A 12,124-nucleotide genomic window follows, 5' to 3' on the forward strand; every position below is an offset into this window, starting at 1 on the left:
AAATGTTGCCGAGGGCAATCACCTGCTGATCTGATTGTATCACATTAAAATTTTACTAAAATGGCTTTTAAAGCAAGAATAAATATAGGCTCGAAGGAGTTTGACGTACTGCAGTGCAGCTACGCGTTAAGCAGGGATGTTGACGCTAAAGGTCGCCCGTCATCAGGCGTTTACGGCGGTACTATCCAGGTTGAAGTTGAATCTACCGAAGATACTTCGGTTATCGAATCGATGGTGAACAACCAATACAAACCGTTAAACGGTACCATCACCTTCAAAAAATCTGAAGAGGATGCCAAAATGAAAGAGCTTTCTTTTGAGGAAGCTTACATTATCCAATACAACGAAGGCTTATCAATTACAGGCAACACGCCAATGGCGCTAAGCTTTGTAATATCGGCCCGCAAGCTTAAAATAGGCAACGCCGAACACGAAAACGATTGGCCTAAATAAGCATAACCTGCACTAAAATAATAAACAGGATACGGAGGAGATGGATAAAGTATCTCCTCCGTTTTTGTGAAACCTGAATCCTTAATGATATTGAAATATTGCTGATCAGCCCCCCGATGGTCAGGATATAAACCAGTTAATGCCGCTGCTTACTGATAATAAACTGAAATGAAAACCTCATCACCTGTATATCAAGGTATTTTAATGTTTGTTTGCACTGTTGGGATGGGCATGCTTTCATGCAACCAGTCCTCAAAGCCAGCTGCGGCTGATGCCGTGCAAACAACCACGCTTACCAAAGTTGATAAGGGAACGCTACTGCTTATCGTTACAGATCTGGCCAAAACCATACAGGATAAAAATTACAGCACGGTCACCGGGAAAACGCTGCTTCAAAAATATTCATCAATTTATAAAATAAGGTTGAACGGTAAACCAGAGGCCAAAGCAGACAGTGCCGAATACCTGAATGTTTTTGTTAATGATGATGGAAAAGCCGAGAAGCCTAAACTATTGGCCTTCAGGTTTTATCTGTCGCAAACACTTGGTAGCGAGCTAACCTTTGCCGATCTGAAAAAAAACTATGGCAACTGGATAGTTAGCCCGGCTGCAGAGCAGGACACTACCGTGAGCACTATGTTTCAGTTTAAAGAAACGCCGGCGGTTACCATATCGGCCGAAAGCAAAAAAACGCCCGATGCGGCAGGTAACAGTATTGAGCAATTAACTGTGATGCGCTAAACCTATTATGAACAACCTGTTAATCAAAATAAAAGAATTTGACGCCCACGGAGGCCCCTCAACCAAAAAAACGGGAATGGATGGGCATGAAATGACACCAACCCGCAGCGGCCGTTATGTAGTCGGCGCAGTGGAAAAACATATCAGTTACGGTAAATACGCGTACTGGTCGGGTGTGCCATGGGGAGCCGGACTTAAGTTTATTGGCGACGTAACCTATGTTGATGTAAACAACAACGGGCATTGGCAAAAGCTATCTACCTATCGCCCCATCTGGCTCAATTATTACAAAACCGAAATGGCTATTAAAAATGCCATCAAAGTAACCTGGTTACAATTAAAAGTTGCCCATTACAGCGGTAGTGAAGTTTTATTGTACGATACCGATCTGCCCGAAAAGTGGCTGTTTAACGATTTTGGCCACGTATCGGTAAAATACTTTGTTGATAGGAACCACGACGGTATCATGAACCGGGGCGAAACTTTTATGGGCGATTTTATTCATACTACTCCGCATGATGAAGCCATAACCAGTTACAACAGGAGGGCAACTGCCGCGCAGCCGCGTTTCCAGGTTAACCTTGCCGAATCGCACGGGTGTGTACATGTAAAACCTGCCGATGTTGATGTGATGATCGGATCGGGGTATATCAAAAAGGGGCAAAGCATAGTAGTGCACGCCTATTCGGATAAAAGTATGATGCCAACAATTAAAGCCGACCGCTATACCCGGCCGGGTTTTGAAGTACACTTTTTTCCAGGCTTGTTTAAGATAGCTGTTTACAAAGTAACCTGATAGGGTAAATTATAAAACCAACCGATAAACAAATAATAGATAAAACAAACGGCAAAAAGCCGCCTTAATATTAAGGAATAGTATAAAGTTAATGGATAAATGACCGCTTACAGGCATCAACATTATTAAATACGTAACCGATGGAAAACAAAGTAATAACCAGCATATATATTGATGGCAGCCAGATCACGCATTATTCGGCGTTTACGCTGATGCAGCGTTTTAATGAGCACCACAGTTTTGAGCTTCGCTTTAATTACGACCAGGTAGAAACTTTCGGGTCGTTATCGCTGGATAAATCGAAAGATTTTGTGGGCAAAAACATCACTGTTGAGTTTGGTAACCTTAGCGGGCAGGAACAGATCTTTACCGGCAAAATTACCCGTGTGGAGTTTGCCCACACCAACGGCTACCACGGCGAACTGATAGTAAGTGGCCATAGCCCAAGTATATTGCTGGAGCGAGGGCCGGATGTTGGTTCATACCTGGCCAAAAACCTGCAAAGCATAGTTCAGCAGGCCACATCAGATGCGCCTGCTAATGATCTTACCATGCAGATAAAACCGGTAAGCAGCGCCACCCTCGATTACATTATTCAATATAAAGAAAGTGATTTCGCTTTCCTTAACCGCCTCTCGGCCGAATACCACGAATGGTTTTTTTACGATGGGCAAACGCTAAATTTCGGTAAACCCGATAAGCTTAAAGAGGTGTCTCTGATATACGGCCGTAACCTGCAAACTATTCAGTATGCCATGCAGGTTGCACCTTTAAAATACACCAAGTTTGCTTATAATTCCAAACACGATGAACTGCTTACTTCGGCACCGGCAGGTACCTCTGGCTCATCGCCGGATATTTCGCACGCTATTGAGGCCTCGAACCAGGTTTTCAGTAAAAACTATAATCAACCTTTGGCAGTAAGGGTAAACTCAAAAGAAGAGATAGATACCATAGTTAACAACGAGCAAAAAGCTACTATATCTGATCTTGTACAGATCAGCGGGAGCAGCGATGAGCCGCAGGTTGCTTTGGGTACCGTATTAAATATAAGTACCAGCTTAAAAGGCCTAACTGATTTTGAACAGCACGATTTTGGCAAGTTCCTGGTAACCTCGGTTTTTCACCAGGTTGATGAGGTTGGTCACTACCGCAACTCGTTTGAAGGTGTTGCCGCCGATACCGAGCGTTTGCCGGTAAAAGTGGCTACCAAGCCGCTGGCGGATATGCAGCTTGCTACCGTACTTGACAATAATGATCCTGATGGTTTAAGCCGCATTAAAGTTCAGTTTAAATGGCAATGCTCTGTTAACGACCCTACCGAGTGGCTCCGCATTGTAACCCCAACAGCCGGTAACGACGATCAGGGGCAAAACAACCGCGGCTTTTTAGCCATCCCCGAAATTGACGACCAGGTGCTGGTTGGCTTTGAAGAAGGTAACATTGCCCGCCCAGTGGTAATAGGCAGCGTGTACCACAGCGCCAACGGCGATAGCCGCACGCAGGTTAACAATCATCTTAAAAGTATAGCTACCCGTAGCGGACACCTCATTACTTTTGATGATAGCGAAGCTTCGCAGGGGATCACCATTACAGATCGTAATACCAATATTATCCATATCGATACGGCATCCAACAATATCACTATCACCGCGCTTGAGAACATGACACTGAACTGCAAAAACATGCAGATCAACGTTCAGGAAAATATGGATATCCAGGTAGGTAAAGATCAAAGTACCAGCGTGGGCAACAGCCAAAGTACCTCGGTAAGTAAGGATATAGCTACCACGGCGGGTAATAACTATTCGCTCAGCGCATCGGGCGATATCCAGGAAAATTCGGATAGCAGGAAGGAATTTGTTTCGAAGGATTTTGTGCGGCAATCGGAAACATCCAATGAGTTGGCCAGCGAGATAGTGATGTTTAGTCAGAAAGAGAACATGACCCTGCAAAGCGGTAAAACAGTTGAAGTGAACAGTGCCGAAAAATCAAAAATGTTTTAAGCTATGGCTATCATTAAAAACTGCACAAACATGAAGGTGAGGGTAGGTGGCACTTACCAGTTATTGGTTGGCCAAAACTTTCAAAAGCTTGCTGATAAGATCAATGTGGAGGCCAGGAAAAAAAGCCTTACGCTGGCCAGCAACAAACAAGTTTTAGGGCAGGGAGGTAAATCAAGTTAATTATGGCAAACGTACAGTTTGGAGATTATAAACCAACCGAAGACCCGAAGGATAACACCGAATACGTGTACTACACACGTGAAGGCGAATACCTGGGCGGGATAGCGGGCAGCGCCAAAATTTATCTGACCACTAAGGATGCTTATGACAATGCAGCCAAGGCCAAAAAATGGGAAGATATCAACGTAGATGCCCAGTTGGTTAAATACGATGGCAAGGCCATGACCCATTCCGATTTCAGGTACATAGCTTATGTAGTGAAGCAGGAATCGGGCAATTCGGATATCAAGGAGTTGCGTTGTGTGGCCTTTGCAAGTCATAACCGATCGGTTAATACCAAAAAAACATGGCGCGCTTTGCTGGCTTCGAGCTATTCATCAGTGCCGGATAAAAAGGAACTTCCCGATAAAAACGAGGATAAATCAAAACTGGCCCGCCAGGCAGAACTGGATGTACTGAATGGCGTAGCCGACCTTACCAAGGGTGCCGAGCTATGGGATGGCACCGACTTTTTGGCTTGGGGTAATTCGGAACAGAACCCATACAACAAGCTTGGTCAAAACAAATTTGATGAGTATAAATTTGTGGAGATCCCAAAGGATGTGTATGACGATTTTCTTGCGGCGCAGGGTGGTACCTCTACCACTTACGGCGATTCGGGCAATCACGATCTGAAACATGATCACGGTACCCATGAGCACATCACCGTAAAAAACAAAAAAGGCGTAGAGAAAGCCAAATTAAAGTACAGTTTACCTGCGAGCGATTTCACAGACCAGCAATACTGGACAAGCGGAAGCTTTTATTACGATACCGGTGTAAAAGCCACCAACGGTATTTCGGCTACTATAACGGCAGGTAAAAGTATTTTTTGGAAACTTACGCCTACCCGTTTAACCTCGGCAACAGCGCAAGCGCAACAACCGGGGCAAGCCGCGCCACAGCAACCTGGTCAGCCGCCACAGCAGCCTGGGCAACCCGGTCAGCCGCCGCAACAGCCCGGACAACCACCACAAGGTCAAAGACCGGGACAGCCACCACAACGGCCTGGTATGCCTCCGCAGCAGCGGGGCCAACCGCCAAATCCGGGGCAACCACCAAGGCATCCATAATAAAAAGCCGTTACTACATTATACATGAAAAAACTATTTAACATATTGATATTGCTGCTGTTTGCCGCCTGTAAAATGCCTTCGGCTGCCCAAACAAAGGCGAGTGGGAGTTATACCGGTGTGGTGATCAATAAGGTGAGCAACAGTAAATCGACAGGGGGCAATGAAAACAGCACCAGTCGGTTTGTTTATGCCTGTAATAAAACCGGCGATAGCATAGCCGTATATCATATTGAAGAGGGTGCTGTTTCAACTGCTACAGTTTACAGCGTGGATTTGGTTAATAACGCGCTTTATTTTATTGCCAAACCTGTTATTGCAGGCAAGGAGCCGGGCGATAGCCTGAAAATCATCTTTAACGATGCCGACCATAGTGTGCTTATCAAAAATGATCGCTACACGCTTTACCCTGAATTTTATTCAACCTTTAAACAGAAGGTTGGTGAAAAACATTCGGTAATGGCTGTGTTGAATTTACTGGCAGATCAAATTGGCGATTACCCGGTATCAGATGCCGATCCGTTATTATTCTATCAGTCAAAAACATCATCAGGTAAATCGGTTGAGAAGGCTACCATAATAACATCCCGCAGCCAGGCTACTGATGTTACTGATACGTGGAATAGCGCTTACCATTATACCAATGGCAAGCTTGATGAAGTTAAGGTATCACACGATAAAGAAAACCGCTTTTCAAAAAAAGTGACTTATGCTGGTGCTGCAATATCAGCCATTAAATACTACCGCAATGTTGAGGATAGACAGGTGACGAATGGCACGGTAACTTATCCGGCTGGTAAAGCCAGCGAGGTAAAGCTTGCGGAAAAAGTTTTTGAACCGGGTAAGGACAGGCAAACAACAATATCAACCACATTTAGCAAACGCGGCATTTCATCGCTAAAAGTAATGATCATGACACAAGCGGAGGCTTTAGCACTGGTTAAATAAAATGGAAGTGATGGAAACGGTAAACAACAAAATTTATGTGGAAGGGAGCAATACCCTCCGTTTAAAATGGCCGGTAGGGAAATCCATTAATTACGGTGTGCGTATTGTTTTTGATGAAGAGGGAACACAGAACGAAGTGAAATATGAAACCCGTGTTACCCGCCTTAAACCATCTGCCACGGGTGAAGCCCTGTTCCAGATAGAAAGGATCAGCGATGTATTCGTTAACGAAATCCTGCCCGATCTGATAGCCGACAAACTGGCCCACGCCGCCGGGAAGGTGTTTTATCCGCTTATTATTTCGGTAGACAAAAATGGCGGCTTTGATGGGATAGCCAATCATCAACAGATCTTGAAACGCTGGGAAGGAGTGAAGGCCAAGATCATGGATAATTTTGAAGGCCGGGTTATTGAAGATTATGTGGCCCGCATGGAAAAACAGCTTGCCCTGCGCGAAAATGTACAGATGGCGCTGTTGCAAAATGACTGGTTCCTGCAAACACTCTTCAAGCCCATTTATAAAACTTACGGGTTGGTTAACGGTGGCATTAGCTACAAGTTCCCGGTGTTAAAAAGCCTGATGAGCGACGGGTATTTTACGAGGGAAAACCTGCAGCAGCAGGAAAATGATTTTGGCGCTTTACAACTAATACATGAGGGCTACTTACCACCAGGTGCCGAAGACCCAACAGCGCCAACTGGCAGCTATGAGGGTTTTTATATACTGCACCCTCAAAATAAACATATCATTTCTGTAGTGTCTGATCTAACTTATCGTGAACAGACAACCATCAATATAAAAGTTAAAATATTTATGACACCCGAAAACGGGCAACCGTTTGATCATGATTTTGCACAGGACAAAACCGAGGCTGCTTATGCAGATGGCGAAGGCCTGGTAGTTATTGACGGCGCGCCCAGGAAGAGCTTTTGGTACCGCTTACTAAATATATGAACACATGGCAGAGAAGCATATAGTAGTTCAAGGAGCACAGTGTATGTGCAAATATGGTAACGCCCCGGATAAACTGAAGGTGCTTACCAACAAAAAGGAGTTTGCTAACGATCAGGATGGCAGCAAGAAACCTATTGCCACCACTAAGGATCTCAACACCACTTTTGAGAAGAATACTTTTGGTTCGTGCTCAAAAAACAATAACCGTACGTGCAGCGCTGTGGTAACCGAGTGGTCGGGTTTTTATGAGGATACCATTCTATCCAACGGGGGCAAAATACTGCTGGAAGATAGTAAGGCTACCTGCCCGGTTGGTGGGAAGGATTGTATTGAGATAGTGCAGCACGGCCAGAAAGCGGAAGGCTCCAAACAAAATTTTGATAACGCTAATAAAAATGTGCAATCGCAACTCAACCCCATGTCTGGTTCGGTAACAGAGCCTGATGATAGCTTTGAGGGTACCGAGGTAAGCGTAAAATCATAGTTATGGATAAAGGAATCAAGAAAATAGCCTGGACCGGCGAGGGCACAGTTTACAATGGGAGCAAAGGATCTATCCCCGGCCAGTTGCTGGTTGTTGCGCCCGATCAGTTTATCTGGTTTCAGATAGGTGAATGGTTTCCGGCAACAACACCGCAGGATAAAGCCAAGGAGGTTAAATGGGCCATTTTTAATAATAAAGGTTACATTGATCACCAACGTACCGTTTCCAGCACATCTAAATATGCTTATAAAATCCCGAAACGCCTTTGTGGGCCTTATACCTGGTATGTAGAGGCATCACTTAGCGGCAATTTTGACGGCAAATCGGGCCTGAAAATGCGGGGAGAAACGCCCGCCAAACTTACCGATAGCCGTTGGTCGCGCACCGAGGGTGGGGCGGATGTTCGCCAGTCGTACCAGTTCTCGTATGGTGAGCTGGTTTGGCTCAGGCTGTTTACCGAGGGATTGAACGGTTATGATAATGTGGAGGTGAGGGTGTACCGCAAGCTGCGTGCGGCTTTCGGGTTATTGCCTAAAGATGATGAGGAAACCCGTAAAATTTACTTTGTAAAAGTGATCAACGGTGAGATCAACCTGAAGATCCCCAACACTTATTCCTGGTATCAATCCATGAGCGATAGATCGGGCGTGGAGGAGTTTTACGTAAGGGTGGTGCACCCCGCAACCGGGAAGTTTATTGAAGATAATAACGGCGATAATGTACACGCCCGGTTTTTACGGATCAAGGATAATGTGGTATCGCAGGTAACCGATTTGCCACAAAACCGTACCCCTGTAACCATTTATCAGCCTGATAAAAATGCCGCCCGCTTTGAACTTTGTAAGTTTGAGCAGATCAATGTGATTGAAGATGGAAAACCTCATCTTATTTTTGATAATGGCAACGGCGTTAAAAATATCCAGGATAAGCGCGAAAAGGTGATCGAATCCATCATCTTTAATTTTGATAGTACCGAGCTATCCGCAGATAGCCTTAAAAAGCTAAACAATATCCTGCAGTTTTTGCTCGAGCACAGGCACAGCAGTATCCAGCTGGATGGTTTCGCCTGCGTTATCGGTAAGCAAAACCATAATAATATCCTATCCGAAAACAGGGCCAAAACGGTAAAGGAGTTTTTCTCGCGCGGTAAGCTCGATCCGTCGCGGATTACTACGGCAGGGCATGGTGAAGTAAACCCTACTGACGATAAAAAGGGACGAGACAATATCAAGTTCAAAAACGAACAGGAATACATCCAAAACCGCAGGGTTGATATCGGTTTTGATTATCTGGGCCACAATGCCGAAACCATTATTTACGAAACTATTTTAGGTTCAACGCCTAAAAACATTACTGTTAAGCCCGAAAAGTTTGATACAAGGGCCTGCTTTGAGCGTACCAAGCATACCAAAAAAGTAAAGGTTACCAACATCAATTTAAAATCGGAAGGGGATGGCAGTATTACCATCCCGGCGGTATCGGCTATTGAGAAAACTAACCCGCTGCCGTTCCAATACATCTGGCCGAGGAATAAAATTTTAGATACCCGTACATCCAGTTCGGCTAATGATTACTTTGTTCATATCCACTCGTGCAGGTACTACTCGGTTGAGAATAACCCTACCGTAGTTGTTAAAGTGTACCCAGATATTAAATGGGATTTCCATTTCTTTTTAAACCTCAGCAACCAGCTCAGCGTGAAGTGGCAAAACCTTACACCGGCGCAGCATACCGAAATGCAAAAGAAAGCCGGGAAAATAGGCGCCGAGAAACGATGGAGCCAAACTGAAGTTGATTTCGGGGTAATAATGGAAGTGAACTGGGATAAATCCGGCACAACCTACGGCTCAAAGCTGGATGTAACTTTAAAGCATGAGCAAAAAATAAAATGGCTTTACAGTTTGTTCGGTTCACTTAAGGAGTTTTCGAAAGCGGTAACAGATACTACTAAAGGCAAGCTCACCAAAACAAGACTGGGTAGAGCACTGCCTTTTAAACTGGAATTGCAACCGCCAAACTTTTGCCTCGGTGCCGAATGGATGCTGGAGAAAGGCGAGAAAAAAGGTAAGCCTACTGATGAAATAGGAACCTCAGTAAAGTTTTATTTCAATGCCAAACCACTTATCGGTGCCACGCTGAACATCGACCTCTTATCCATGGCCGTTACAGCCGCCGGAACAGCGGTAGGCAATCCTGAAGCCGGGCAGATCTTTAACGAGGTGCGCGACTGGCTGGCCGAAGATGGGCACAACATCACCTTTAAAATGTATATCGACCTGCTGATCACCGGCACTTTACAAGGCTCGGCAGATATCAATTTCAATACCGCTTCCGACAAAAAGAACATGAACGCCACCCTTACAGGTACCTTGAGTGCCGAGTTGCAGGCAGCGCTTGAAGTAGAGGGAAAGATAGTAACAATAGGGGTACAGGCTTATGTTAAAGGAGAGATGAAAGCCACCGGAAAGGCCGCGATAACATTTGGGCATGGGTTAAAGTACGATAACACCGGTATGTCATACCGCCCGCAGTTGATGTTTGAGGGATTGGTGGTAACCTTTGTGATCAAGGCCGATGTTGGCTTATCTATTAAACGAGGAATATTTAAAGGCAAAAAAGAAATGCCACTGGCAAATTTTGAAAAAAAGGCCACACTTATTCCAGAGTTTGATGTTATTAAAAATCTTGAAAAATACGCAGGGGTGAGTGCAAACATCCCATTGTTTAAAGAATCATAACCACTACAATGAAAAACCCGCTTATCAGTTTAACAATAGTTTTAACTACAATGTTGTCATGCACGCAAAAGCCGCAGGGAGCAACAACACATAATGGTACCGACTCGACAAAAACCATGACCAACGCCAGTGCCGCCGCAGCGCCGTTTGATCTTGCAAAGCTAACCTTAAAGGAAAAGATAATGGATCAACTGACTGCGCAAGGCATTAAACCCAAACCAAAAGAAGCAACAGATCAAACCCTGCTCGATTTTGAAGTTGCCAAATCCCGCGACCCAAAGGTGCTTCGTTTCAACGGCAAGGATTTTTCGGCAAGCCAAAGCGAGGTGCTGTTTCATTACCGCGAAAACGATAAAACGCTTGGCTTTTATGAACTGAAGCTCCATTCTGAACAACAGGCTGGCGAGCTGATAACCGAGCTTGATAAAGTAGGCAAACAGGTATTTAAAAAAACAGGGACAGCAAAGGGATCAATCGAACTTGATGAGAACGGCAATGAAGTAAAACCCGGTAAAGGCGAAACCAAAAAATACTTTGTTTGGGAAAACGCTGCCACCGGAGTTTCCTATTACCTGATAGAAACGGGTAGCGGCCAAAACTTCGATGCCGAACTAACTGCTTTAAAACCATCTGAACAATCGGGCAAAGACTGGATCGCGTTCCGCTCTTTCGACTGGTATAAAAAACAATAATGTGAACAAGCCATATTATGCAATAGAATTTAGCGCGGCCGCCTGCATTGCCGAGATCAGGGTGAACGATATAGCCGTGCTGCACCTGGAACTACCCGGACAGGCATCCAGCCTGGTACCTGTCAACTTTGCCATTCCGGCTTCCGGCAACCAGGTACTTTCGGCACGGATGCTGCCTTTAACCGGCGAAACCAAATTGAATGAGCATGCCAAGCTTGCCTACACACTCAAGTTATATGAGATAACCAACGGTTTCGATCTGAAAGAAACGGTGCTCAACTATACATTCCCGGATATCTCGCCCGATAAAGCGTTTCCCGTTGCCCAAAAGGTACAGCAATTTAAAGGCGAAGTTCCTTACAGCTTTATCGGCTGGCAAAGCGGGCAGGATGTTTCTAAAATAGATGATGCCCAACTGCTTTTGCACCGCGCTTATGACAGGCTTGCCAATATGATCAGAAACAAAGATTACCCCGCGTTTAGAAAAGCCATCGAAAACAGGGAACAAATTATGTCTACCAGCATGTACCTGGATGGCCGGAAGGCCAACGCGCGCGTTGACAACCTGATAAAAGATTTTGAATCGGGCTTTGAGGTTGCGCCGTTTCCGGGGGATGCTATACCTGTTTACTATGGTAACGGAAAAGTGGCTGCGCTGCGCAGACCCAACGGCGATCACGCCCTGAGCGTTATCAATGAAGAGCAAGAAGAGGAAATTTTGCTTGACCTTGCTTTTTATATGCCGGTTAATAAAACTGAGTTTGAGGTGATATAAGATATTGATAATCAGAAGGCATAGAAGTTAAACTTCATTATTGGCGTAAATTTATTTGGTAAAAGAAAAATTTTCCATCAAATAAAAAATGTGAAATATCAGCATAAATTATACTTTTCCCTACTCCGAACCGGACAACACTCCTGAGTAGCTCAGCCGGTTAGAGCATCTGACTGTTAATCAGAGGGTCACTATGAAGGCGATCCTGTATCTATTAATGTAGAAACCATTGGAGATGCTTTGA

Annotated in this window: 12 protein-coding genes; all 12 read left to right on the plus strand. The window is 44.9% G+C overall.

What is annotated here, in order from left to right:
• Window positions 1-60: 60 nt before the first annotated feature.
• Window positions 61-453 (plus strand): type VI secretion system tube protein TssD, encoded by a 393-nt coding sequence (gene tssD, locus AAFN85_RS17100; protein ID WP_347528821.1) that lies wholly within the window; start codon window positions 61-63, stop codon window positions 451-453.
• Between the two features lie 168 nt (window positions 454-621).
• Window positions 622-1,194 carry a hypothetical protein gene (locus AAFN85_RS17105; protein ID WP_347528822.1) on the plus strand — a complete coding sequence of 191 codons (573 nt, stop codon included), beginning with the start codon at window positions 622-624 and terminating at the stop codon, window positions 1,192-1,194.
• Window positions 1,195-1,201: 7 nt separating this feature from the next.
• On the plus strand, window positions 1,202-1,990 hold the full coding sequence (locus tag AAFN85_RS17110) for a hypothetical protein (RefSeq protein WP_347528823.1): 789 nt from the start codon (window positions 1,202-1,204) through the stop codon (window positions 1,988-1,990).
• Between the two features lie 140 nt (window positions 1,991-2,130).
• Window positions 2,131-3,996 carry a phage baseplate assembly protein V gene (locus AAFN85_RS17115; protein WP_347528824.1) on the plus strand — a complete coding sequence of 622 codons (1,866 nt, stop codon included), beginning with the start codon at window positions 2,131-2,133 and terminating at the stop codon, window positions 3,994-3,996.
• 3 nt (window positions 3,997-3,999) lie between these two features.
• The gene (locus AAFN85_RS17120; protein ID WP_347528825.1) at window positions 4,000-4,176 is read left to right on the plus strand and encodes a hypothetical protein; all 177 of its coding nucleotides are present in this window, start codon (window positions 4,000-4,002) and stop codon (window positions 4,174-4,176) included.
• Between the two features lie 2 nt (window positions 4,177-4,178).
• A complete protein-coding gene (locus tag AAFN85_RS17125) occupies window positions 4,179-5,288 on the plus strand; it encodes a hypothetical protein (protein WP_347528826.1) in 1,110 nt (369 codons plus the stop codon).
• A 24-nt stretch (window positions 5,289-5,312) separates the two neighbouring features.
• Window positions 5,313-6,236: a hypothetical protein gene (locus AAFN85_RS17130; protein WP_347528827.1), complete on the plus strand. Its 924-nt coding sequence runs from the start codon at window positions 5,313-5,315 to the stop codon at window positions 6,234-6,236.
• 1 nt (window position 6,237) lies between these two features.
• Window positions 6,238-7,191 (plus strand): hypothetical protein, encoded by a 954-nt coding sequence (locus tag AAFN85_RS17135; RefSeq protein ID WP_347528828.1) that lies wholly within the window; start codon window positions 6,238-6,240, stop codon window positions 7,189-7,191.
• Between the two features lie 4 nt (window positions 7,192-7,195).
• A complete protein-coding gene (locus AAFN85_RS17140) occupies window positions 7,196-7,675 on the plus strand; it encodes a DUF4280 domain-containing protein (protein ID WP_347528829.1) in 480 nt (159 codons plus the stop codon).
• A 2-nt stretch (window positions 7,676-7,677) separates the two neighbouring features.
• On the plus strand, window positions 7,678-10,413 hold the full coding sequence (locus AAFN85_RS17145) for an OmpA family protein (RefSeq protein ID WP_347528830.1): 2,736 nt from the start codon (window positions 7,678-7,680) through the stop codon (window positions 10,411-10,413).
• Between the two features lie 8 nt (window positions 10,414-10,421).
• Window positions 10,422-11,105: a hypothetical protein gene (locus AAFN85_RS17150; protein WP_347528831.1), complete on the plus strand. Its 684-nt coding sequence runs from the start codon at window positions 10,422-10,424 to the stop codon at window positions 11,103-11,105.
• 1 nt (window position 11,106) lies between these two features.
• Window positions 11,107-11,880, plus strand: coding sequence for a hypothetical protein (locus tag AAFN85_RS17155; RefSeq protein ID WP_347528832.1), 774 nt, complete (start codon window positions 11,107-11,109; stop codon window positions 11,878-11,880).
• Window positions 11,881-12,124: the final 244 nt, after the last annotated feature.

This window comes from Mucilaginibacter sp. CAU 1740 (genome assembly GCF_039839285.1).
Classification (GTDB): domain Bacteria; phylum Bacteroidota; class Bacteroidia; order Sphingobacteriales; family Sphingobacteriaceae; genus Mucilaginibacter.